Source organism: Marinoscillum sp. MHG1-6, from assembly GCF_024714475.1.
In the GTDB taxonomy this organism is placed as follows: Bacteria; Bacteroidota; Bacteroidia; order Cytophagales; family Cyclobacteriaceae; genus JAMZMI01.
Window position 1 is genome coordinate 408,444 of sequence record NZ_JAMZMI010000001.1, and the last position, 22,995, is coordinate 431,438.

Annotated in this window: 20 protein-coding genes and 2 tRNA genes; 13 read left to right on the forward strand and 9 right to left on the reverse strand. The window is 42.5% G+C overall.

Going from position 1 to position 22,995, the window contains the following annotated elements; genetic code table 11:
• Positions 1 to 9: 9 nt before the first annotated feature.
• Positions 10 to 954 (reverse strand): CPBP family intramembrane glutamic endopeptidase, encoded by a 945-nt coding sequence (locus NXR94_RS01850; RefSeq protein WP_258102859.1) that lies wholly within the window; start codon positions 952 to 954, stop codon positions 10 to 12.
• A gap of 39 nt (positions 955 to 993) precedes the next feature.
• Here NXR94_RS01850 and NXR94_RS01855 point away from each other — a divergent pair, with 39 nt between their 5' ends.
• Together NXR94_RS01855 and NXR94_RS01860 are read left to right on the forward strand one after the other, a co-directional pair.
• Entirely contained in the window at positions 994 to 1,758 is a 765-nt protein-coding gene (locus tag NXR94_RS01855; protein ID WP_258102860.1) for an NRDE family protein, read from the forward strand.
• Entirely contained in the window at positions 1,755 to 2,216 is a 462-nt protein-coding gene (locus NXR94_RS01860; protein WP_258102861.1) for a hypothetical protein, read from the forward strand. Before NXR94_RS01855 ends, NXR94_RS01860 begins: the two co-directional genes overlap by 4 nt.
• On the opposite strand, the gene gcvP is transcribed toward NXR94_RS01860, so the two are convergent.
• Positions 2,213 to 5,071 (reverse strand): aminomethyl-transferring glycine dehydrogenase, encoded by a 2,859-nt coding sequence (gcvP, locus tag NXR94_RS01865; protein WP_258102862.1) that lies wholly within the window; start codon positions 5,069 to 5,071, stop codon positions 2,213 to 2,215. The genes NXR94_RS01860 and gcvP overlap by 4 nt on opposite strands.
• Positions 5,072 to 5,217: 146 nt before the next feature.
• Between gcvP and NXR94_RS01870 the strand changes: the two genes are divergently transcribed.
• The 5 genes from NXR94_RS01870 (at position 5,218) to NXR94_RS01890 (ending at position 11,071) form a co-directional block, all read left to right on the forward strand.
• A complete protein-coding gene (locus tag NXR94_RS01870) occupies positions 5,218 to 6,672 on the forward strand; it encodes a M28 family peptidase (RefSeq protein WP_258102863.1) in 1,455 nt (484 codons plus the stop codon).
• Between the two features lie 241 nt (positions 6,673 to 6,913).
• Complete coding sequence (locus NXR94_RS01875; RefSeq protein WP_258103263.1) at positions 6,914 to 8,251, forward strand: dihydroorotase; 1,338 nt, start codon at positions 6,914 to 6,916, stop codon at positions 8,249 to 8,251.
• A gap of 102 nt (positions 8,252 to 8,353) precedes the next feature.
• Positions 8,354 to 8,429, forward strand: a tRNA-His gene (locus NXR94_RS01880).
• A 1,095-nt stretch (positions 8,430 to 9,524) separates the two neighbouring features.
• Positions 9,525 to 10,565, forward strand: coding sequence for a mechanosensitive ion channel family protein (locus NXR94_RS01885; protein ID WP_258102864.1), 1,041 nt, complete (start codon positions 9,525 to 9,527; stop codon positions 10,563 to 10,565).
• A gap of 197 nt (positions 10,566 to 10,762) precedes the next feature.
• A complete protein-coding gene (locus NXR94_RS01890; protein WP_258102866.1) occupies positions 10,763 to 11,071 on the forward strand; it encodes a hypothetical protein in 309 nt (102 codons plus the stop codon).
• On the opposite strand, the gene NXR94_RS01895 is transcribed toward NXR94_RS01890, so the two are convergent.
• The 3 genes from NXR94_RS01895 to NXR94_RS01905 form a co-directional block, all read right to left on the reverse strand.
• A complete protein-coding gene (locus NXR94_RS01895; RefSeq protein ID WP_258102867.1) occupies positions 11,068 to 11,808 on the reverse strand; it encodes a 1-(5-phosphoribosyl)-5-[(5-phosphoribosylamino)methylideneamino] imidazole-4-carboxamide isomerase in 741 nt (246 codons plus the stop codon). The two genes, NXR94_RS01890 and NXR94_RS01895, sit on opposite strands and share 4 nt — an antisense overlap.
• A gap of 70 nt (positions 11,809 to 11,878) precedes the next feature.
• The gene (locus NXR94_RS01900) at positions 11,879 to 12,571 is read right to left on the reverse strand and encodes a response regulator transcription factor (RefSeq protein ID WP_258102868.1); all 693 of its coding nucleotides are present in this window, start codon (positions 12,569 to 12,571) and stop codon (positions 11,879 to 11,881) included.
• Positions 12,564 to 14,102 carry a HAMP domain-containing sensor histidine kinase gene (locus NXR94_RS01905; protein WP_258102869.1) on the reverse strand — a complete coding sequence of 513 codons (1,539 nt, stop codon included), beginning with the start codon at positions 14,100 to 14,102 and terminating at the stop codon, positions 12,564 to 12,566. Before NXR94_RS01905 ends, NXR94_RS01900 begins: the two co-directional genes overlap by 8 nt.
• Positions 14,103 to 14,229: 127 nt before the next feature.
• Between NXR94_RS01905 and NXR94_RS01910 the strand changes: the two genes are divergently transcribed.
• From NXR94_RS01910 to NXR94_RS01920, 3 genes are all read left to right on the forward strand, one after another.
• Complete coding sequence (locus NXR94_RS01910; RefSeq protein ID WP_258102870.1) at positions 14,230 to 15,066, forward strand: T9SS type A sorting domain-containing protein; 837 nt, start codon at positions 14,230 to 14,232, stop codon at positions 15,064 to 15,066.
• A 163-nt stretch (positions 15,067 to 15,229) separates the two neighbouring features.
• Positions 15,230 to 15,304: transfer RNA gene (locus NXR94_RS01915), tRNA-Val, on the forward strand.
• An 82-nt stretch (positions 15,305 to 15,386) separates the two neighbouring features.
• The gene (locus NXR94_RS01920; RefSeq protein ID WP_258102871.1) at positions 15,387 to 15,812 is read left to right on the forward strand and encodes a DoxX family protein; all 426 of its coding nucleotides are present in this window, start codon (positions 15,387 to 15,389) and stop codon (positions 15,810 to 15,812) included.
• Between the two features lie 8 nt (positions 15,813 to 15,820).
• On the opposite strand, the gene NXR94_RS01925 is transcribed toward NXR94_RS01920, so the two are convergent.
• Entirely contained in the window at positions 15,821 to 16,324 is a 504-nt protein-coding gene (locus tag NXR94_RS01925; RefSeq protein WP_258102872.1) for a DUF892 family protein, read from the reverse strand.
• A 261-nt stretch (positions 16,325 to 16,585) separates the two neighbouring features.
• On the opposite strand from NXR94_RS01925, the gene NXR94_RS01930 reads away from it, so the two are divergent.
• Positions 16,586 to 17,368, forward strand: a complete 783-nt coding sequence (locus tag NXR94_RS01930) for an SDR family oxidoreductase (RefSeq protein WP_258102873.1) — start codon at positions 16,586 to 16,588, stop codon at positions 17,366 to 17,368.
• Here NXR94_RS01930 and NXR94_RS01935 read toward each other — a convergent pair whose 3' ends face one another.
• Genes NXR94_RS01935 through NXR94_RS01945 form a run of 3 tightly spaced genes read right to left on the reverse strand, consistent with a single transcriptional unit; the run spans position 17,369 to position 19,351 of the window.
• Complete coding sequence (locus tag NXR94_RS01935; protein ID WP_258102874.1) at positions 17,369 to 17,623, reverse strand: hypothetical protein; 255 nt, start codon at positions 17,621 to 17,623, stop codon at positions 17,369 to 17,371.
• Positions 17,624 to 17,625: 2 nt separating this feature from the next.
• The gene (gene ispF, locus NXR94_RS01940) at positions 17,626 to 18,111 is read right to left on the reverse strand and encodes a 2-C-methyl-D-erythritol 2,4-cyclodiphosphate synthase (RefSeq protein ID WP_258102875.1); all 486 of its coding nucleotides are present in this window, start codon (positions 18,109 to 18,111) and stop codon (positions 17,626 to 17,628) included.
• 1 nt (position 18,112) lies between these two features.
• Positions 18,113 to 19,351, reverse strand: a complete 1,239-nt coding sequence (locus tag NXR94_RS01945; protein WP_258102876.1) for a pitrilysin family protein — start codon at positions 19,349 to 19,351, stop codon at positions 18,113 to 18,115.
• A gap of 68 nt (positions 19,352 to 19,419) precedes the next feature.
• On the opposite strand from NXR94_RS01945, the gene NXR94_RS01950 reads away from it, so the two are divergent.
• Together NXR94_RS01950 and NXR94_RS01955 are read left to right on the forward strand one after the other, a co-directional pair.
• A complete protein-coding gene (locus tag NXR94_RS01950) occupies positions 19,420 to 21,405 on the forward strand; it encodes a dehydrogenase E1 component subunit alpha/beta (protein ID WP_258102877.1) in 1,986 nt (661 codons plus the stop codon).
• A 123-nt stretch (positions 21,406 to 21,528) separates the two neighbouring features.
• The gene (locus tag NXR94_RS01955; protein WP_258102878.1) at positions 21,529 to 22,992 is read left to right on the forward strand and encodes a hypothetical protein; all 1,464 of its coding nucleotides are present in this window, start codon (positions 21,529 to 21,531) and stop codon (positions 22,990 to 22,992) included.
• Positions 22,993 to 22,995 lie beyond the last annotated feature (3 nt).

Consider the following 22,995-nt stretch of genomic DNA (forward strand, 5'->3'; position numbering starts at 1 on the left):
AGGATAAAATTATATTAATCTGTGTAGATACCCGAACAATTCCATAGCCCAGGCAATCCCCACATGAATGATTACTCCTCCCCAAATACTGCGAGTGTAAAGGGAGACAATTCCGAGAATATATCCTCCAAAAATAGAACTGATTGCTTCAGGCATGGGTTTGCCGAAATGAAGGAAGCAATAGGTAGAAATCATCGCCAGCACTGCGTACCCTCCTAAAAACCTATAAAATGCCAGCACTAAAAATCCTCTAAAAAATATCTCTACCCCTAAAAAATCGGCACCATAGCACAGTTCATAAATACCCATAGAAATCCAGGCAGGAAAATCATGAATATGTGAAAAATGAGGTCCACTACTTCTTAAATACCTTGGATAATATTCCTGAATGTCAGAAAAGAAAGAGCCTATTCCTATGAACACCAGGGCAATGCCCAGCATGGTAAAATAAGGGCGTGGATCAAACTTCCTGTTGGCTAGCCCGAAATAGATACGATCCTCCTTTGGCTCAAAATAGCGACTTAACAATAAGAGCGGAGTGACCATCACCAACAGACTGGAACACCAGCGCACGCAATGTCTGATAAAATACCGATCCGAACCTTCGAGAAAATGGTTGATGGGATATTCATGAAAATAGAATGACCTGTCAAAACCGCAAATGCCAAAGCCAATGATGAATGTCAGCCAAAACCTCGAGGATCTTAGCCATTCTTTATGTGGGGTAAACAGGCTAATGACCAGAGAGATCATCAGGAAGGGAACTCCCTGCCATAAAAACATGTATAACCAATGAGTCGGTGTCCCTTCGACAGAATCGATATAGGTATCTTCAAAATCAAGATGGTAGTTCAGCGTGATGGAGAGTGCAAGGAAAAAAGCCAGCGTCAAATAGAGCTTCCACTCGAAATACTTTTTTTGAAAGTCAATCAGGAAGCCCAGTACTTTCTTCATCGATTTGTTTTCTTTGGCAAAATTTAATCCGGTAAAGATATGTGTCTAATTGTTTTCGCATGGGACAAGCATCCTAAATACAAACTGATCGTGGCCGCAAACCGGGATGAGTTTTATGAGCGCCCAACGCTACAAGCTGCAACCTGGCCGGACCATCCGGAAATCTTTGGCGGAAGGGATCAAAAAGCCATGGGGACATGGATGGCCATATCAAAAAATGGGAAGTTTGGGGCACTAACCAATTACCGGGACCTCAGCAATATTAGAGAGGATGTACGGTCAAGAGGTGAAATTATCCCCGATTATCTGTTGGGAGACAAAAGTCCAAAAGGTTTTTTGGAGTCACTTCATGAGTACTCACAGGATTATAATGGCTTTAACTTCCTCGCTTGTGATTTTCACAACATGTTACATTACAGCAATCAGGAGCGAAAATTGAATACCGTTCCCGCCGGAATACATGGGCTCAGCAACAGCCTGCTCGATACTCCCTGGCCCAAGGTGAGCGCTTTGAAAAAATCAGTGCAACAGGCTATTCAAAAGGATTTTTCACACGAAGATCTTTTAGAACTGTTAAGCAATGAAAATACTTTTGATGAAAGTATTCTTCCAAGAACAGGTGTACCTATTGAATTGGAAATAGCCCTTTCGGCAGCATGCATCCGAACAGAACAATACGGAACCTGTTCATCTAGCGTTTTAACCGTGGATCGTTTAGGAGAGGTTACTTTTACAGAAAAGACCTATGCGTTGGGCGGAAGAGAGGAAAGTTTGATCACTCAAACCATGAGCATCACACTATGAAAAAAATATTTATTCCCAGTCTAATCGTGCTGATGATCGGTTTTATTTCATGTAAGGATAAAACGATCAGAGACCTTGATGTGGCAACTGGAAAAGTAGCCGGACAGGATTGGACCTTTGAAAAAGGGGACGCTTTTTATGGCCTGAGCGAATATACTATAAGGCTTATGAGTGATAAGACTCCCGATGGCAACGTATGTAGCGGGGTCAATCCTAATATTGCATATGTGGAATTTACAATTCCTGCCCAGGCAGGCATTTATCAAATGTCTGATTTCGTTGCAGACAAGGCCGTCACATTTTATGAAGGGTCCTTCTCCTCCAAAGCCCTCACCGCCGCATCAGGTTACATCCAAATCATCTCATTCTCGGCTTTCACCATTGACGGCATCATCCAGGCGAGCCTTGATGATAACAATGACATAGCGGGTGCATTTTACGTAAAACCCTGCAATTAAACCGTCTCAGGTTCAGCGAAAGCCTCCACAGGTAAACAGCTGCACACAAGATTTCGATCTCCAAACGCACTATCTATTCGACTTACCGATGGCCAGAACTTCTGGGTCTTCAAATACTCCATCGGGAAAGCGGCCTGCTCACGGCTGTATCTATGCGACCAGTGATCACCCATCACCACCCGATAGGTATGCGGAGCATTATTCAGCACATTATCATCGGCATCAGCTGTGCCCTCTTTGATTTGCTCAATTTCTGAACGGATGGCAATCATCACATCACAAAAGCGGTCCAACTCATGTTTGCTTTCACTTTCTGTTGGCTCAATCATCAACGTACCTGCAACTGGAAAGGAAACGGTAGGCGCATGATATCCATAGTCCATCAATCGCTTTGCGATATCTTCTACCTCAATACCAAACCTCTTAAAATCCCTACAGTCGATGATCAATTCGTGTGCGTTCCTTCCATTGTGATTGGAATAAAGCACCGGATAATGCGCGCTCAGACGCTTCGCGATATAGTTGGCATTGAGAATAGCAATTTTTGTTGCTTCGGTAAGCCCTTCAGCCCCCATCATGGCAATATAAGCATGTGAAATTGGCAGTATGCTCGCACTACTCAAAGGTGCCGAAGAAACCGAAATCGTCCCGTTTCCAGGAAGAAAAGGTACTAAATGTTCCGCGACACCAATAGGTCCCATGCCCGGTCCTCCTCCTCCATGAGGAATACAGAATGTTTTATGCAGATTTAGGTGACAAACATCTGCCCCGATCATTGCCGGAGAAGTCAGTCCTACCTGCGCATTCATATTGGCCCCGTCCATGTAGACCTGACCGCCATTATCATGTATGATTTGACAGATTTCCTTAATTCCCTCTTCAAAAACACCATGTGTCGATGGATAAGTCACCATAAGTGAAGAGAGCGTTTCGGAGTATTGCTCAGCCTTTGCCTTGAGATCGGCTATGTCAATGTTTCCAAGGTCATCACATTTGACAATGACAACTTTCATCCCTGCCATCACCGCACTCGCAGGATTCGTACCATGTGCTGATGATGGGATTAGAGCGACATTTCTATCCAAATCGCCATTTGCCTCATGGTATTCTTTGATGGCCATCAGCCCCGCATATTCTCCCTGCGCACCTGAATTGGGTTGAAAGGAAATATCAGCAAAACCTGTAATTTCTTTTAGCCAGCAGGTCAGTTCTGAAATGAGCTGTCTATATCCTTCTGTCTGATCTTTCGGTGTAAATGGATGTAGTCCACCAAATTCCGGCCAGGTGACCGGTATCATTTCCGTAGTGGCATTAAGTTTCATGGTACACGAACCCAATGAAATCATGGAATGAACCAAAGAAAGATCCTTATTCTCAAGTCGTTTCATGTATCGCAGCAATTCATGCTCGCTATGAAAAACTTTGAAAACATCGTGATCCAGGAATACGGATGACCTGGATAGTGCACCAGGAATATCTATTTCTACCTCAATGCTAATCGCCGATGAAGACTCTCCCAACGCCTCAGCAAAGGTATCCACCACGAGTTGAGCATCCTGAGGCATGTGCGTTTCATCAAAGGATATACCAACATGTCCATCCTCAAAATATCGGAAATTCAACTCGTTCTGATCAGATACCTTCTTCAGCGATTGCCTTTGAGCATCCGACATTTTTATTTTCAGCGTATCGAAATAATGAGTGTTCACATTCTCTAGCCCAAGAGTCTTCAACGAAGCTGCTGTAGTGTTCGCCAGTCCATGTACGCGATTCGCGATGGCCTTTAATCCAGCAGGACCGTGATATACAGCATACATCGAAGACATCACCGCAAGCAAAACCTGAGAGGTGCAAATATTAGAGGTTGCTCGCTCTCTTTTGATGTGCTGCTCTCGGGTCTGTAAGGCCATTCGATAAGCTACATTGCCCTCAGTATCCTTAGAGACTCCAATGATTCGGCCCGGTATAGCACGTTTAAAATCTTCTTTCGTCGCAAAAAAGGCCGCATGGGGTCCACCAAAACCCATTGGAACACCAAATCGCTGAGCCGTTCCCACTACCACATCTGCTCCCCATTCACCCGGAGGAGTAAGCAAACACAGACTTAGCAGGTCACTGGCTACCGCCACACCAATGCTATTCTCCTTAGCTGATGCCACCAACTCAGAACGGTCGATTACTGCACCATCATTATCAGGATACTGAAATAGTATTCCGTAGATGGAAGAATCTGTCAAATCTGTTTCGTCGATATTCTCTACTCTCAAGCCAATGCCAAGAGAGGTTAGTCTTGTTTTTAATACTGCCAAGGTTTGCGGAAAAATGCGCTCATCTGCCACAAATACATTGGCTTCCTTTTTCTCCCGCTTTCTGGTACTGTGCAGCATGGTCGCTGCTTCTGCCGCGGCAGTTCCCTCATCTAGCAAAGAGGCATTCGCTATCTCCATCCCTGTCAGATCAATCACCATTGTCTGGAAATTGATAAGGGCCTCTAAACGCCCCTGAGCAATCTCTGCCTGATAAGGTGTATATGCTGTATACCAACCCGGATTCTCTAGAATATTTCGTTTGATTACGGCAGGAACGATCGTCCCATAGTAACCCTGACCCATAAAAGACTTATAAATCTTATTCCTGCCCGCAGTCTTCCTCAAATCCAGCAAGTACTCATATTCATTCTTGACCGGAGCCAACTTCAAAGGGCTGGTCAAACGAATCGGTCCGGGGACCGTTTGATCAATGAGCTCATCCAGAGAGGACACCCCTACTGCATGGAGCATATCAGAAATTTCGGTAGCTGATGGGCTGTTATGTCGGGATTGAAAACTGACCCTTTCGGTAAGATTAACCTTCATTAAACAACAAAATATGGTGGCTTATTTATACGATGCAAATCTATGATCTAATTCACTATTTTATGTGATAGTTTGACGAGTGGTAAAAATCTTATTGGTTGATCCCATTAATTTTGACCCTCTTTTCACAATCAAGGCAATTGCACATGAAAAAGTTCTGGATTTCCTCCGTAATTATTTGTCTAACAACCCTCCTCTCAGTGGGCCAGGACAAGAATGCGACGAAGTTTGCAAAGTCCATTACTCCCCAGGATCTCAAAACCCATTTAAGCTACCTGGCTTCGGACGAACTCGAAGGCAGGGAAACCGGCATGAAGGGACAGAAATTGGCAGCCACTTACATTTCTAATTATTTTAAAAGTCTTGGGCTTGAGGGTCCGGTGCGAGGTTCTGATAACCCGTACCTACAATATTTTGATCTAAAACGAGCCATTTATAATGAAGTCTACCTGAAAAAGGAGGGTGAACGAAAAGAGAACTTTCAAGACTTCCTGTATTACACTAAAGGAGAAACTTTTGGCGAAGAATTTATAGAAGTTGTTTTTTCGGGAACAGGTGACCTCAGCAAAATATCTAAATCAAACCTGGAAGGTAGGTATGTCGCTTTTGTTAATGAGCAATTCATCAATTTCCGAACTACTCTGGCAGAATTAAAAGAAGCAAAAGCTAAAGGATTCATTCTCATTTTCGAAAATGATCTGGAATATGAATATATCATGGATCGCTATAGCAGTTATCTAAGCGGCTCGAAAATGAACTTTGAATTTGACCAAAGTGGAAGCAAAATCATCATGGCCGGAAAAGAACTTACTGAATGGCTCTTTGATACCCCATACGGGGAGCTAAAGGAAAACGGGATAGGAAAAACCTGTGAAGTGATTTTCAACGCTGATCTACACATCAACAACGTAAATTCCTCCAATGTGCTTGGGTTTCTTGAAGGATCAGAAAAACCGGAAGAGGTACTGGTCATTACTGCGCATTATGATCACGAGGGAATCAAGAATGGAAAAATATACAATGGTGCTGATGATGATGCCTCGGGAACTTCTACCGTCATGGAGTTGGCTGAAGCATTTAGCCTGGCAGCCAAAAAAGGGTTTAAACCGAAAAGAAGCATTCTTTTTATGACAGTGAGCGGAGAAGAAAAGGGTTTGCTCGGCAGTAAATATTACACTCAAAACCCTGTATTTCCACTCAAAAACACCGTTACCGATCTCAATATTGACATGATAGGCAGAGTGGACAACAAGCACGCTGGCAATCCGGACTACATTTACCTTATAGGTTCGGATAAATTATCCTCAGAGCTCCATGAGCTTTCCGAAAAAGTCAACGAATGCTATACCCAATTGGAGCTGGACTATACTTACAATGCAGATGATGATCCGAACCGATATTATTATCGCTCAGACCATTACAATTTTGCGAAAAATGGTATTCCCGTAATCTTCTACTTCAATGGGACGCATGAGGACTATCATCGTCCAACCGATACGGCCGAAAAAATCGATTATATCAAAATGAAAAAAATTGCTGATCTGATCTTTTTTACTGCGTGGGAACTTGCCAATAAAGAGGAGAGAGTTAAGCTGAATTAAGAATAAAAAATCGATCCGGGGGGTGGTAAAACCTAGCCCCCCTAGATCTTTTCAACCAGCTATGTGAAGACGGAACCATTCGTCTTCAATACAATAATACGAATTATCTAGGCTGAATCAAAGATAATTTGTTGATTATGAGCCTTTTTGAATTGTCATTTCACCTGCCGAAATATCCATAGTTTTCTAATTTCGCATTGGAAGGATTCTATAATCTTATTTTGCACACAAACTCCTGATGATGAAACAATACCTGATCAAGAACGCCTCTCTAATCAATGAGGGTAAAATTTATAACTCGGACGTCCTGATAAAGAACGGTCGAATCGAAAAAATTGCTTCAGAAATTGGCTCGGACAATGGTGCTGAGGAAATTGATGCAGAAGGACTATTCCTTATGCCTGGTGTTATAGATGATCAGGTTCATTTTCGTGAGCCCGGGCTGACGCATAAAGCCGAAATCTACACGGAAGCCAAAGCCGCTGTAGCCGGAGGAGTGACCTCCTATATGGAAATGCCCAATGTTAATCCGCAAACGGTCACTCAAGAGTTGCTAGCCGATAAGTATGAGCTTGGCAGAACTAAATCATTGGCCAATTATTCCTTTTTCATGGGAACTACCAATGACAACTATGACGAGGTGATGAAAACTGACCCTCAAAACGTTTGTGGTGTTAAGATCTTCATGGGTTCATCTACCGGTAATATGCTAGTGGATGATGAACATGTGCTGAGCAGGATATTTGCAAATTGTCCTACCTTAATTGCTACCCATTGCGAAGACGAGCAGACCATTAAAGACAATATGGCTGCCTACAAGGAGAAATACGGTGAAGACATTCCCTGGGAAGCCCACCCCCTGATACGAAGTGAAGAAGCATGTTACCTATCTTCTTCGTTTGCAGTCAAACTGGCCCAGAAGCATAATACCCGATTGCATATCCTGCACATATCCACTGGCAAAGAGACCAACTTGTTTGGAAATGAACTGCCATTGGAGAAAAAGAGAATTACTTCAGAGGCATGCATCCATCATCTTTGGTTTAGCGATCAGGACTATCCAGAGAAAAAACAATGGATCAAATGGAACCCTGCTGTAAAAACCTCGGCAGACCGGGATGAGATCTGGAAAGCCTTGCTGGATAATAGGATCGACGTGATTGCTACCGACCATGCCCCCCATACCTTCGATGAAAAAAACAACAAATACTTAAGTGCTCCTTCCGGGGGCCCATTGGTGCAACACTCATTGGTAGCCATGTTAGACTTTTACCATGAAGACAAAATCTCTCTTGAGCGCATCGTCGAAAAAATGTGTCACGCTCCCGCGCAATGTTTTCAGATAAAAGAAAGAGGATTCATCAGAGAGGGTTATCACGCCGATTTGGTACTATTTAACCCAAACAAGGGATGGGAGGTCAAGTCAGAAAATATCTTATCTAAATGCGGCTGGTCACCATTTACTGGTCATCATTTTAAATCAACCATTGAGCATGTTTTTGTCTCCGGGCACCTTGCTTACAGTCAAGGCCGGTTCGATGAAAGTACAAAAGGTCAAAGAATTAATTTTGATCGATAAAGTGTATTGTGAAAATCCAATAATGAATATACCTTTGCATTCCTTTTGAAAAGGTGGTGATTAATCCTGAGCCTAGTGAGGGATAATTGGTTGCCAAAACATGGTGGTTGTAGCTCAGTTGGTTAGAGCGCCTGATTGTGGTTCAGGAGGTCGTCGGTTCGAGACCGATCTTCCACCCTTAGAATAAGAAGCAGTTGCAGTGATGTGACTGCTTTTTTCGTTATAAGCCTCCGAAATTTCTTTTGATGTGGTTCAGGAGGTCGTCGGCCAAAGGTTGGTCCGGATCAAGCAATAAAATTGTGGGGAGATTGTATTCATCCGTGAAAACCACTAACAGAAATGTAGAATTGATTACATCTCTTCATTGTATATGATTGCCCTTAAAAGTGACACTAGTCATGTCATGATTTTTCAAACAATTTCTTTTTACCCGTCATAGAGGTCTTCGGCATTGAAGGAATTCCGATCAGAAATTCAAATATTTGGATGCATATTTTTGAATCCATTGTTTGAGTCCCGATATCGTCGGGATGAGTTTTGGATTCATTACCTATTGAATTTGAATTTCCGGAATTACTTCAATGTCTTGATTTTTGGCTTCCGTTTGCATCAAGGCAAATGGAAAGGATAATCAATCTTGGGAGGAGATGTGGAAAAGCGATATCCCACACTATCCATAGGATATCCTCACTGACACTGGATGACCCAGTGCACATTTCACCCTGATTCTTTAGAATATTAATTTTCTTAGATATCCCACAGGTTTTCGGATTGATCCGTTGGTCCCTTCGGACCGATCTTCTGAACCAAAATGAAACCCAGTAGGATGTATCCGAGTATGGTGGTTGGTGACAAAAGGGTTTCAGACTAAACATGAACACCTAATAAAGTCCTTTTAAGGGCGGGGTTCATCCAAGGCCAGCGTGTACTATTTTGACCTTAAAAAATTATTTTCAAATGCTTATATGATTTGGTCAAAGTAGCTTTTTGCGTTGGTCTGGGCGACCCGGTCTCCTTTTTTTTTGCCCGTTCCGTCGTTACGGCTGTTTTCTTTTGGCTAAGCGCCCCGCGAGAAGCAATAGAAAATGAGGATTGCCTGTAAATGAAATGTGAGCTAATCAAGGTTCATCTTCTATATCAACATGATAAATTCTATCTCCCAATAAAAAATTTGCTTGATCCAAAGGCGCCTTAGTTTACCATGCCCATTTTTTTCCTAAAAAACCTCTTCCCGGCCATTGGATAGAATGAAATCTGTTTAATAGCTTTGAATATGCTGTTTGAATGGATTGATGACGTAAATCACTTGCCCTTTCCCGCTATCCGGATAGGAGGCGGATTAATATTAGGTGTGTTGATCGCATGGATCGTACGGCTCGGGGTGGTTTATGGCTCCCGAAAAACCGAATTAGATACCCTTACTCATCTTCGTAAACACTCCTTTAAAGCATTTAACATTTTCGTTCCGGCATTGATCATCTATGTGTCAATGAACCAGGGACAGGTTGATCAGGGATGGATTACCACTTTCAAAGTAATTTTTATTCTAAGCACGAGTTATCTCCTGATTCGATCGACCTCCACAATTGAGGGTATTATTCTATCTCAGTATGACCTGAAAAAAGAAGACAATCGTAACGAGAGAAAGATAGTTACGCAAATGGTTTTTATCAGAAAAGCCTTTATTGTGGCGATTGTATTGGTAACAGCAGGAATATTGCTTCTAAGCTTTGAGGGAGGAAGAAAATACGGAGCAGGATTGCTGACCTCGGCTGGTGTAGCAAGTATTATTATTGGTTTTGCGGCACAAAAATCAATCGCCAATTTTTTGGCAGGTATTCAAATAGCTTTTACCCAGCCTATCAAGTTAGACGATGCTGTGGTTGTAGAAGGAGAGTGGGGCTGGATTGAAGAAATTAATCTGACCTATGTGGTGGTAAGAATCTGGGATTGGAGGAGACTGATCCTTCCAATTACTTACTTTATTGAAAAACCCTTTCAAAACTGGACCAGGAACAAGGGTGAAATTATAGGCAGTGTCATCCTCAACCTGGATTATCAAACGCCAATTGAGCCATTAAGAAAAAAGCTTACCGAAATATTAGAATCTGAACCCAATTGGGACAAAAAAGTGAATGCCCTTCAAGTGGTGGACACTAAAGAATACACGATTGTGGTACGAGCACTAATGTCTGCCAGAAATAGCCCGAGCGCATGGGACCTAAGGTGTAGCGTCCGTGAAAAGCTGATTTCCTTTCTTCAGAAGGAACACCCACAGAGCCTGCCTGTACAGCGAATTTTACTAGAGAAATAATCCATTTCAAATAGCGTTCAAATCAGAACGAAATTTTGACTTTCCTTGTATTTTCAATTGAAAAATTGGCAAAACAAAATATTATTTTGAAGGTTTGGTTAATAACTGAATATTTTCAACCTTGCATACCTGATTATCGTTAAAGTCTTCAAAATAACGCGATTCTGAAAAGGCTTGCTTACATATTATTCTTCACCATGTTTTTTATGGTAACTGGTGCTTTTGCTTCTGATAATGAGGGAAATGACCCTGGAAATGCGGAAAACAAGACACGATCAAGTGTGAAATTATTTCCGACATCAACTGAAGACAAGAACAAAAACACAGAAGATAATTCCGAAAAATCAGAAAACACCTCCTCAAAAGAAAGTGAACAGCTTAAAACGGATAGTGCTTCCAATTATAATTCTAGTTGCAAGTTCAACTTTCTCTTCTATTTCATTTATAAAGTAAAATATGATGAAAACGGAGAGCAAGGAGCAACCGACATCAACCTTGAATTCTAATTGTTATTAAGTTTTCGAGAACTGATATAGTTCTCTATCTCCTTTAGCGTAATATTCCCTTCATAGTACGCCTTCCCGAAGATCACTCCTGTTACACCCGTGTCTTCAAGTTTGAGAATATCATCCATGTTGCGTACTCCTCCGCTGGCAAAAATGTTAAGGTCAGGAAACTCGCTTTTCAGCTTCGTGTATAGTTCAAAAGAGGGCCCTGACATCAACCCGTCTTTCGAGATGTCCGTTGTTTTCAGGTATTTCAGCCCACGATCATAAAAATATTGTACGTGCTCAAATAGATTTATTTCCGTGCCTTTTTGCCATCCACCTACGCGGATTTTTCCATGTAAGGTGTCCGCCGCCAAAACAATCTTGTCCCTGCCGTAAGACATGATCCAGTCAGTAAATAATTCCTTATTGTATACCGCGATCGTTGCAGCTGTGATACTCTTGGCGCCACACTCGAAAGCTTTTGTCATGGCTCCATCCGTATGAAGACCCCCGGCAAAGTTGATTTTCAAATCTGTATAAGCCGTAAGCATTTCAAGTGTAGGCAAATTAACCGGATCTCCTTTGGTAGCTCCATCCATATCCACAAGGTGAATTCTGGTTATTCCGGCCTCAAGAAATTCTTCTGCCAGGTCCAAAGGACTTGAGTCATAGGCCTTCTCACTATTGGGATCGCCCTGAGTGAGACGTATGGTGCGGCCATGCGTAACTGTGATAGATGGTACAATCCACATAAAAGCAGATTTTGGGGTTTTGGGTTAATCAGTCTGGGCCCTTATGGGCTAAACAAATATAGCCAAGAATTTAGTGCATATGCACTAGTTTGAAGCCTTCTCCGTGAACGGTCAAAATCTTAAGTGATTCTTCTTCTTTAAGGTATTTCCTGAGCTTCGCAATGTAGACATCCATACTTCGGGCATTAAAGTAGGAATCATCATGCCAGATCTTTTTCAAAGCCACTGTTCGTGTCACCGTCTGGTTCAGATTCTCCACAAACAGCTTTAGTAACTCATTTTCCTTCGTCGTGAGTTTTATGGGGCCAGAGGGAGTGGTCAAACTATTATCAGCATATTGATATTTGAGACATCCAAGGGTCACCTCATCGGGAATTTCCGAATGGGTTCCCGACATGGTCCGTTTAAGAACGGCCTTGATACGCAGCAACAAAACCTCCATACTGAAGGGTTTTGTGATATAATCATCGGCCCCCACCTGAAAACCCTGAACCATGTCTTCCTTCATAGATTTAGCCGTAAGGAAAATGATCGGTATTTCTGGGTCGATTGATTTGATTTCTTCCGCCAGCTGAAACCCATCCTTTTTTGGCATCATCAGATCCAAAATGCAGATATCAAACTTGCCCGGCTTAAAGGTGTCAGCTCCCTGTTGCCCATCAACACATAGCGTGGGTTTGAAGCCCTTTAGCATTAGATATTCGTTGAGTACCTGACCTAAATTCGGGTCATCTTCTGCAAGTAATATTCTTGGGTTATCCATGGTATAAAGGTAAAGTGATTGTGAATTTACTCCCCTTGCCTGGCTGACTTTCAACGGCTATCGATCCCTTGTGAGCATCCACCATGTCCTTTACATAAGCAAGGCCCAGTCCAAAGCCCTTTACATCATGGATATTCCCGGTATGAACCCTGTAGAATTTCTCAAAAATATGCTTTTGGGCATCGGATGACATCCCTATTCCTCTATCCTGAACAGAGATCAGGATAGTGTCCTTCTGATTTCTGGTTCTGATAGTTATGTTCGCTGCCTCCGGAGAGTACTTGTTGGCGTTATCCAAAAGATTCACAATAATATTGGTCATATGCGTCTTATCCGCAAAGATGGTCGTATCTGAAGCGTCCAGTATGGCCTTGATCGTTCCACCTCGTTTTTCTATTTGTATGGTACTCTTCTCTATGGCCACTTCTATGAGATCATGCATATTAAGGGGCTGCTCCTTAAGGCTGAAGTCCTTCTTATCAAGTGCTGCCATTTGCAAGACTCGTTCCACCTGTTCTCCCAAACGCATATTTTCATCGCCAATAACCTTTAGGTACCGATCACGCATATCCGGAAGTTGTTGAATGTCCTTATCACTCAATGCTTCTGTAGCAAGTGAAATCGTGGCAATCGGAGTTTTCAACTCATGGGTCATATTGTTGATGAAATCATTCTTCATCTCGGAAAGTTTTTTCTGACGAAAGATGGTATGAATCGAATATCCAAAGACCCCCGCAATAATCAGAATCAGGAAACCTGAACTCGCCATGGTCATCCACATTTTTCTAACCAGGTATTTCTCCTTTTGAGGAAATTCAATCAACAACCAACTTTCATCCGACATAATATCATTTGGAAAAAGAAGCGTTTTATACTCACTGTGAACAAGTTCGTTTTTGATCTGATGATTTGTCAAATGGACAAACCTGCTTTGGTTCGGGGCCAGCACTCCATAATCATACGCCAGGTCAATACCACGTGCAATTAATTCAGATTTAAGCAAGGAATCCAGCTGATGAGGATTAAAACGTGCAGAAAGCGATCTGGGCCGCATCATCATATTCTCAAAAACCTCGAAAAGCATTTCAGACCTTTTGGCCAGTTTAGACATGCTTTCTTCCTGAACCCTTCGCAATTGATCAAGCTGTGCTAATTGCTCATCCGACATGGGATGTTGAACTTCTCCGGATTTCAAGTCAAAAACAATATTGAACCCGTTGTCCAGCCTACTGGAATCAGCAAAAAGCTCCATGTTAATGACGGTATCAAAATCTACTTGAGGTAACAGTGGTGAGGTAGAATTGAAGCCCGCTGAAAATTGAAATTGGCGCATTTGATTATTTAAAGCGTACAAAGCCTCTTGTCTTTCAAGCTTTTCTGAAACACCAGTCAAAGCATCATTCACATCCCTTTTGAAGGCCTCCTCGTTGGCACTTATAATGGCATCCACCCAGTATAGCTGAAACCCAACCAGGCCTATCAGAGCCAGGGTCATAGCCACAATTACCCACCATATTTTTGCATTCTTCACAAAACAAATTTACGGCGATTATTGCCCTGAGATGTCCGTTTAACCTTTTTTAACAGGTATTAACAACTGTTTAACAGCCTACTGAACAAGGGGTTCGTACAATGAAATATTCTAAAACCAAACCGATATGAATCGTACAGTCTCTAAAACAATATTAAGCCTGACACTGAGTATTTTATTTGTGTCAATGGCTTTGGCTCAGGAGAGCGACTCCAAAGGAAAGATCAAAATTGAAATCACCCGGGAAATTGACGGTGAAACCAAAACATTCAAAGGTGAATACGAAAATGAAGAACAAATGCGAAACGATCCCCGGCTCAAGGAATTTACAGAGGGTGATGAAATGTTGTTTCATTTTAGTCAGGCCAACGATCCTAAACCCGATATAGGTATCCATAGATTCATCGGCCCAAATGGACAAATGTTGAGTTTAAGCAATTCACTAAAGTTCAACATGGATTCCATGATGGCCCTCAATGATGATCATTTTAAACAATTTGAAACTCAGTTGAAAAAGCTTGAAGAGAGCCTTTCACAAATAGATTTCAACTTCGAATGGGCAGACTCCCTTGAAGATCATATTCAGAAAAACATGATGCTATTTCATTTCGATGAAGCATTAGCCCCAAATGATCGCAAAGTTGAAATTCTTGATCTCGACGGTGATGAGTTTGGCAAAAAAGGCAATGTAAAGAAGGACAATGCACTTGAACTCGAAATGTTGGACTTTTATCCTAACCCCTCATTTGGCCGATTTACCTTAAAGTTTAAAGTGCCCGATCAGGGTGAACTCTCAGTTAAAATTTATAACCTGAGCGGTCAGGAAGTATTTTCCAGATTCTTCGATCAATTTGGAGGTACTTTTTCTGAAACTATCGACCTGACCAATCAGCAAGAAGGCCTGTACCTTCTTGAAGTCATGTATGATGGAAAAAGATTAACGCGCAAAATAGTAGTTGAGTAGAATCTAAGGTTCAACTAAAAGACTGAGAAATTACTCAGGCTTTTTTATGGCCATTCCAAACTTGACTCTTCAATTCTAAGAATTCTCATTTGCTATCTTCTATATTTGTTTACCATTGGGATATTGGCCTGATGGGAATGGAGTAGTGGCGTTCAGATTGTATAGGAGGTTAGCTCAGTTGGTTCAGAGCATCGCCTTGACAGGGCGGGGGTCACCGGTTCGAGTCCGGTACTTCCTACTTTTTTGCCGTAGCCATGGCCCAACGCTGGGATTTCGACCCGCAATATTCCGCAATCCAGAATAAGATTAGAACGAGTACAATGAATCTCTCAAAACTTCTTACACCTCAAGTAGATTCGAATAAGTTGAATTATTCCGCACTGGTACTGAGGATTGGCTTTGGTTTCTTAATGATGAATCATGGTTTTGGTAAAATCACACATTTCAATGATTACGCACCAAACTTTATGAATTTCCTTGGATTAGGAGGGGAAATTTCTTTAGCACTGGCCATTTTCGCGGAGTTCTTTTGTGCCACTTTTGTAGCATTCGGCTTGTTCACGCGATTATCCGTTATTCCGTTAATCTTTACCATGCTTGTGGCATGCTTTGTTGCCCATGCAGGAGACCCAATTGGAAAAAAGGAAATGTCTATCCTCTATTTCTGTGCCTATTCCTCTTTGTTCCTAATGGGGCCTGGGAAGTTTTCCCTGGATGCAGTGATCTTTTCCAAAAGGAATTCTTAAAACAAAGATCAGATCGAATACCAGTTGTCAATAAATACGTTGTGCTCTTCGGTTAGTAGCCTGAGCTCTTCCTCCATTCGCTTTTCCTCATTTAATAAGCATTCAAGGTGCATGGCCTGCTCAAGAAATTTCAAGGCATTCATATGGATTCCAATCGTGCTGTACACGGCTATCTTATAATGGATTACTCGGAATAGTGCCAGTATGGCCTCCTCCTCCTGAATAAACTCATCGGGTGTACGAGTCAGCTTTGAGGTGTATTCACGAATAATATCTTCCAGAACGTGAGACTTGTTTACCTCCAATTGGATAAACAGGTCCAGAAATATTTCTTCCAGTTTTAGGGCATGGAGATCACATAGAGAAGTGTACTTTTCAATCCACTCGTTTAAGGGAACATAATCAGTTCTACGTCCAAGCTCAACCAAAAAGGTGATCATCAGCCTTTCCGTTTGAAAAACCTGACCGATTTCCTCCTCCATCAAATCATTAAGATCCAAAAGGTGTTTCATTTTGCTGAATTTTTCTGGGCTCTGCCTCTGAGTACCAATGAGGAAATTGGAGTGAAGGAAAGTCCTTGATAATGAATGAAATCTCAGAAACAATCGTAATAAAAACTATGACGAAGGTCAGTGCACAACCTCTTTTTTGTTAAAAAGTCTCAAAAGAAAGGGAGCTCGTATTTTGTAGGAGTCCAATTTTACAGATAAGAATCCTTCTCCAAAAGCTTTGAAAAATGAGCTCTCGAAAAATCTTCATTGTATTTTCGTAAGATGATATCAAAAATCAGCATACTTGGTTGCGGGTGGCTCGGTTTACCTCTGGCTAAATCTCTGATTGGGGAGGGGTACACCGTCAAGGGTAGCACAACCAGCACGAATAAACTGGAAGAAATAAAAGCAATAGGGGCCGAACCCTATCAGTTAAACTTACTTTCACGGAATATGATATCTACAGACTTCTTTGACTCAGAAGTAATGATCATTGCGGTTCCTCCTGGTAGCTCCTCTCAGGAAGAGTATGCATCAGGCCTTAATCAAATCAAGAGTCGATATCCTGGGCATATCCTATTTATCAGTTCCTCCAGCGTTTACCCAAACCTTAACCGATCTGTAACGGAAGTTGATGCTTCACCCGACGCAAAAACTCGAAAAGGCATTCCCCTTCTTGAAATAGAAAAGCTCTTTAATTCGCCCAAAAATACCATCATACGGTTTGCTGGACTCATAGGCCCAGACAGACATCCGGGAAAATGGTTTGCCGGTAAAGAAAATTTGAAAGGAGGGAATTGCCCGATCAATATGATTCATTTAGATGACTGTATTGGAATCATACAAACCATCATCAAAAAAAGGCTCTGGGGAGAGACTTTTAATGCCTGCTCCCCCGAACATCCTTCTAAGCGAGCTTATTATCCCAAATTAAGCGATGAATTGGGTCTGACGGCTCCTGTATTCGATCCTGATGACCAAAGTGACTGGAAAATTGTTTCAGGAGAAAAGCTGATCAATAAATCCGGATATCAATTTAAGAAGGGTGTTCATGAAGTCGATTGATCAGCGCAACTTTCGCTCCCATTCACGGGCCCGCCGTTGTTTTTCGATATAGCCATTATCGAGGCGTTCCTTGAGATGTTCATTCATTTCGCCCTGGGAAGTAAAATGAAATCGGTCACAATCCTGACATTGATAAATTGCCCTGGGGCCAGAGCTTTCGTTAAAGTTAAAATTGATCCATGCTTCCACTAAAGCTTCCTCCGCTTCACTTTGCGTTTCGTAAATTCTTTTACCGGAGACGCAGGATTCTTTCATGACTATTTTTTGTAGATGAGTGCCACTGCATGTGCTGCCACTCCTTCTTCTTTGCCGACAAAACCAAGTTTTTCAGTGGTTGTGGCCTTCACCGAAACATCTTCAACAGGTAATTCCATTACCTCTGCCAGCTTCTCTCTCATGGCTTCGATATGCGGACCAATTTTCGGTTGTTGCAAACATACCGTGGCATCAATATTTACGATACCATATCCTTTATCTTCAACTAGGCGAACCACTTCCTTTAAGAGAATCTTGCTGTCGATGCCTTTGTACTTGGGGTCTTTATCGGAGAAATGAAACCCAATATCTCTCAGACTGGCTGCGCCAAGAAGCGCATCACAAATCACATGGATCAGAACATCGGCATCAGAATGGCCATACGCTCCATGAGTATGGGGTACCTTTATTCCTCCTAGCCAAAAATCAACCCCTTCAGCCAAGGCATGTACATCGTACCCGTAACCTATGCGAATATTTGGTTTCATATTAATTGTCTTGTAGATAATATATAGTTGAACAATTGGATGGTCGAATGACCTCTCTGGCCATATTGATCATATCTTCACCCGTCACTGACTTCACAATATCCAACTCATCATTGATCAAATTAGTCTCTCCCAGAAAATTGGCGTAGGCCAGACCCATAGCACGATTAAGCAACTCAGTTTCTGAAAAGACCATGGTAGCTTCCGCCTGATTCTTAAGCTTCTGTACACTATCGGCGTCAAGTGACTTATTTAATGTTCGATCCAGTATGGCTTCAATTTCCTGATTAACTTTTTCCATATCTTGTCCTTCATTCACTTTTCCGGTAATTGTCAAAAGTCCCGGATCCACGCTTCCAGTGACATAAGCGGATACCGATGACATCCAATGAAGGTCGTTTACCAGTCGCTGGTGCAATATGGATGACTTTCCCCTTCCCAGGAGGTCACTCATCAAATCTGCAGAATGATAATCTTTCCCCATTCTACCCGGCATATGATACGCCTTATAGATAGCCGACGCCGGCACGTCATTTTTGATTTCCAAAAACCTTGATTCTTCTTGTCTCGGCTCAGCTGGCAACTGTTGCTCAACCGGCCCATTCGATGGAATCGGGCCGAACCATTTTTCTGTTAGTTCCAATGCTCTTTCTTCACTGATATCCCCAGCTACCACCAACACTGCATTTGATGGATCATAAAAACGTCCAAAGAAGGCCTTCACATCGTCCATGGTTGCATCTTCGATGTGCTTGATCTCTTTACCAATGGTAGCCCATTGATACGGGTGAACCTTATAGGCCAGCGGTCTTAGCTTTAACCACAAATCACCATACGGTTGATTTAAATAGCGCTGTTTAAACTCTTCAATAACCACCTTACGTTGTACTTCCAGCACCTTCGGATCAAAAGACAAACCGAGCATTCGATCCGATTCTAACCAAAATGCGGTCTCCACATTATTAGAAGGGATCGTGATGTAATAATTAGTGATGTCAGGGCTGGTAAAAGCATTGTTTTCGCCTCCTACCTGCTGTAACGGTTCATCAAAGTTTTGAATATGCTTAGATCCACCGAACATAAGATGTTCAAATAAATGTGCGAATCCCGTTTTGTGAGGGTCCTCGTTTCTGGAACCTACTTTATAAAGCAGGTTTAGGCACACAATAGGGGCATTTCGATCCTGGTGTACGATCAGTTTGAGCCCGTTTTTTAAAGTATGTTCGGTGTATTGTACCATATGATCCGCTAAATTAATTAAACTGATCGGGCTGATTCTTGACTGGCAAAAAATTACCTTTGGCACCCATGGGACCTATCGTCTTCGATCGTAAAAACAGGGACAATGATCAGCTGATTTCTATCTATAAGGAACTGATCCTTCCCCGACTTATTGAAGAAAAAATGCTGATCCTGTTACGACAGGGAAAAATCAGCAAATGGTTTTCCGGTATTGGCCAGGAAGCCATTTCTATTGGGGTCGCTCTTGCCCTGCACTCAGACGAATACATTCTTCCGATGCATCGCAACCTGGGCATCTTTACCTCCAGGGGTATTCCATTGACAAGGCTCTTTGAGCAATTTCAGGGAAAAGCGGGAGGATTCACAAAAGGTCGGGATCGATCCTTTCATTTCGGGTCAAGGGATTTTCATCTCATAGGAATGATCTCCCATTTGGGAGCTCAAATGCCCGTTGCCGATGGTATCGCTCTGGCCTCATTGCTTAAGAAAGAACATAAAATTACAGCGGTATTTACCGGTGATGGTGGTGCCAGTGAGGGGGATTTCCATGAAGCGCTGAACGTGGCTTCAGTTTGGAACCTGCCCGTGATCTTTATCATAGAAAACAATGGCTATGGACTTTCAACCCCAAGTATGGAACAATTCAACTTCGAATCCTTTGTAGTCAAAGGACCTGCCTATGGTATTGAAGCCGTGAGCATAGATGGTAATAATGTGCTGGAGGTACTCAGTGAAATGGAAAGGCTTGCCTCAGACCTGCGAACTGATCCACGACCCGTAATACTTGAGGTTTGCACGTTTCGGATGAGGGGACATGAAGAAGCCTCGGGAACGGATTATGTTCCAAAGGAGTTGATGGAATCCTGGGCCGAGAAAGACCCGGTGGATAACTATGAACGCTATCTGCTTGCCGAGGGAGTAGTAAATCAAAGTGAGATTGATTCGATCAAAGCGGAGATAAAAGGTATGGTGAGCCAGGCAGTCAATGAGGCTTTTTCGAAAGAACCGGTAGAAGCAGACCCAGAGGAAGAATTGTCTGATGTGTATTTTCCCTTTGAGCAAGAGGTCATTGAACCTGCGTCGGATAAAACGACCAACCGAAGATTTATTGACGCCATTTCTGATGGACTCAGACAAGGAATGGAAAAATATCCGGAACTCGTGTTAATGGGTCAGGACATAGCAGAGTATGGTGGAGTGTTCAAAGTAACCGATGGCTTCCTGGATCAGTTTGGAAAAGAACGCGTTCGAAATACTCCAATTAGCGAATCAGTCATTTTGGGAGCAGGCCTTGGTCTATCCATCAAAGACATGAAGTCCATGATTGAAATGCAGTTTGCCGACTTCGTTTCATGCGGGTTTAATCAAATTGTAAACAACCTGGCCAAAAGCCATTACCGGTGGGGACAAAATGCAGATGTGGTGATCCGAATGCCTACAGGAGGGGGAATGGGGGCAGGACCTTTCCATTCGCAATCAAATGAAGCGTGGTTTTTTCATACGCCTGGATTAAAAATTGTTTATCCATCAAATCCTTATGATGCCAAAGGTCTACTCTTAGCCAGCCTGGAAGATCCCAATCCATACCTGTTCTTTGAGCATAAATACCTCTACCGTTCATTAAGTGATGAAATACCCGATGACTATTATACGGTGGAGGTTGGCAAAGCACAATTGGTCAGGGAAGGAACGGATTTGTCGATAATAACGTATGGTATGGGAGTGCATTGGGCAAAAGAGATCATGGACGAATTAGGTGTTGAAGCTGACTTGCTTGATTTGCGCACTTTACTGCCCTGGGATAAAGCTGCGGTAGAAAAGACGGTAAATAAAACAAATAAAGTACTCATTCTACACGAAGACACTCTTACAGGAGGCATTGGAGCTGAAATTAGCGCCTGGATCTCCGAACATTGTTTTGAACAGCTGGATGGCCCGGTGATGCGCGAGGCAAGCCTGGATAGTCCGATCCCATTTGCGCAGGCATTAGAGAATAATTTTCTGCCAAAAAATCGAATTAAAGACAAAATCAACCAGCTCTTGCGTTATTAATCCACATTAATAGTCTTATCATTGGCTTTATGTTAATATTTTCAAATCTTTGAATTTCAGTCATTAACAGGTTTGTATCGTTTTGCTTCCATATCTATCTTCTTTCTAATCCTATCATTTTTGATGGTGGGAGAGGTCGCGGCACAGCTCATAACTGATTCGGATAGAAGGCTCAAAACACAAAAGGCTAAACCAGAACCTCCCGGGCGGTCTGACACCGGGCCTTCCAAAAGCCCTTTTCAGGCATTTAGAAAGAAAAAATCTGTCGAAAGAAGGACCTCCTCCATTCGTCCATTCAACCTTCGGGAGATGAAGCAATCTTCTCCCCGTTCCATTTCTGGGAATCGCTCAGGATACTTTGAGTCTATCCGGGTAGCGCCAAGATATTCTGCCGGTTCGCCTTTCAGAGAGAAAAGGTATAAATCTGCGTCTCCCAGGGTTTCCAGTGGCAGCCCATTTCAGGACTTCAGGTTTAACGTGGCTCCAAGATATTCCTCCTCTAAAAATATCTGGAGTAAGCAGGACTTAATACGGACGACCCCAAGATATTCTGCCGGTTCACCTTTTAGAGATCAGAGATATAAGACTACCTCTCCACGAATGTCCAGCGGCAGTCCCTTTCGGGGCCAAAGGTTTAACACCGCACCAAGGTATTCTTCCTCCAAAAACATATGGAGTAAGCAGGACTTGATGAAACTGACACCCAGATACTCCATGGGAAATCCGTTCAAGGGATATAATTTCAATAGATCTCCGCGATACTCTCAAAGCAGAAAACCGGGAGACTTTGATTGGAAATCCAGTGGCCCAAGGTATTCTTCAACAGGGGATATCTGGTCGAAGAAGGACAAAACAGCCAGCCCAAGATTATCAGCTGGAAGTCCATTTGTTAACAACAACTACAAGCCATCTCCAAGGTACTCTCAACAAATGGACTGGAATAAGCGTAAACCGGTAAGTCCACGCTACAGTGTAGCAGAACCTTATAAAGGATATAAATATACCAGCCCACGTTACTCAGCACAGTTCACCTGGCCTAATAAGCTCATGAAAAGAGATGAACCAAGATATAGTACGGGTGAATCATTTGCTTCTAAAAAGTATCAGCCCAATCCAAGATACTCTACCGGAGAAATCCAATGGCCTAAAAAGCTGATGGCTACGAACCCGAGGTATTCAACAGGGGAAATGAACTGGCCCAATAAACTCATGAAAACTAGTCCGCGTTATTCTGTAGGAGATCCTTATGCAGGCTACAAGTATCTGAATTTGCCTCCTAGATACGGCAAATACCAGGGACGATTCAAAGAAGACAAAAGGGCTGAAAGGGCTAATCGTTTAGTAGAATATGAAACACCCTTTTTCAGTGGAGAAACGAAAATCAAGTGGAATAAAACAAAAGACATGCACCCTAGTTTTAACTACCACTATGCGAATCAATCCTCAGAAACAATTCGGGAAGGAATGCGCAAATGGAATGTTTACTGGGTAAGAGTCAATGGGAACCAGGAAGACCCTCCAACTGTTAAGGAGAAAATCAAAAAACCAAAGTTTGATAGAAAAGAAGCCAAAATCTGGAACGACTAATAG

Excerpts from the sequence above, each read along its gene's own strand:
- NXR94_RS01855 (WP_258102860.1), top strand. The coding sequence starts at position 994 with ATGTGTCTAATTGTTTTCGCATGGGACAAGCATCCTAAATACAAACTG.
- NXR94_RS01895 (WP_258102867.1), bottom strand. The coding sequence starts at position 11,808 with ATGTGGATTGTACCATCTATCACAGTTACGCATGGCCGCACCATACGT.
- NXR94_RS01870 (WP_258102863.1), top strand. The coding sequence starts at position 5,218 with ATGAAAAAGTTCTGGATTTCCTCCGTAATTATTTGTCTAACAACCCTC.
- NXR94_RS01885 (WP_258102864.1), top strand. The coding sequence starts at position 9,525 with ATGCTGTTTGAATGGATTGATGACGTAAATCACTTGCCCTTTCCCGCT.
- gcvP (WP_258102862.1), bottom strand. The coding sequence starts at position 5,071 with ATGAAGGTTAATCTTACCGAAAGGGTCAGTTTTCAATCCCGACATAAC.
- NXR94_RS01910 (WP_258102870.1), top strand. The coding sequence starts at position 14,230 with ATGAATCGTACAGTCTCTAAAACAATATTAAGCCTGACACTGAGTATT.
- ispF (WP_258102875.1), bottom strand. The coding sequence starts at position 18,111 with ATGAAACCAAATATTCGCATAGGTTACGGGTACGATGTACATGCCTTG.
- NXR94_RS01890 (WP_258102866.1), top strand. The coding sequence starts at position 10,763 with ATGTTTTTTATGGTAACTGGTGCTTTTGCTTCTGATAATGAGGGAAAT.
- NXR94_RS01955 (WP_258102878.1), top strand. The coding sequence starts at position 21,529 with ATGGTGGGAGAGGTCGCGGCACAGCTCATAACTGATTCGGATAGAAGG.
- NXR94_RS01930 (WP_258102873.1), top strand. The coding sequence starts at position 16,586 with ATGATATCAAAAATCAGCATACTTGGTTGCGGGTGGCTCGGTTTACCT.
- NXR94_RS01945 (WP_258102876.1), bottom strand. The coding sequence starts at position 19,351 with ATGGTACAATACACCGAACATACTTTAAAAAACGGGCTCAAACTGATC.
- NXR94_RS01900 (WP_258102868.1), bottom strand. The coding sequence starts at position 12,571 with ATGGATAACCCAAGAATATTACTTGCAGAAGATGACCCGAATTTAGGT.
- NXR94_RS01875 (WP_258103263.1), top strand. The coding sequence starts at position 6,914 with ATGAAACAATACCTGATCAAGAACGCCTCTCTAATCAATGAGGGTAAA.
- NXR94_RS01925 (WP_258102872.1), bottom strand. The coding sequence starts at position 16,324 with ATGAAACACCTTTTGGATCTTAATGATTTGATGGAGGAGGAAATCGGT.
- NXR94_RS01850 (WP_258102859.1), bottom strand. The coding sequence starts at position 954 with ATGAAGAAAGTACTGGGCTTCCTGATTGACTTTCAAAAAAAGTATTTC.
- NXR94_RS01860 (WP_258102861.1), top strand. The coding sequence starts at position 1,755 with ATGAAAAAAATATTTATTCCCAGTCTAATCGTGCTGATGATCGGTTTT.
- NXR94_RS01920 (WP_258102871.1), top strand. The coding sequence starts at position 15,387 with ATGAATCTCTCAAAACTTCTTACACCTCAAGTAGATTCGAATAAGTTG.
- NXR94_RS01935 (WP_258102874.1), bottom strand. The coding sequence starts at position 17,623 with ATGAAAGAATCCTGCGTCTCCGGTAAAAGAATTTACGAAACGCAAAGT.
- NXR94_RS01950 (WP_258102877.1), top strand. The coding sequence starts at position 19,420 with ATGGGACCTATCGTCTTCGATCGTAAAAACAGGGACAATGATCAGCTG.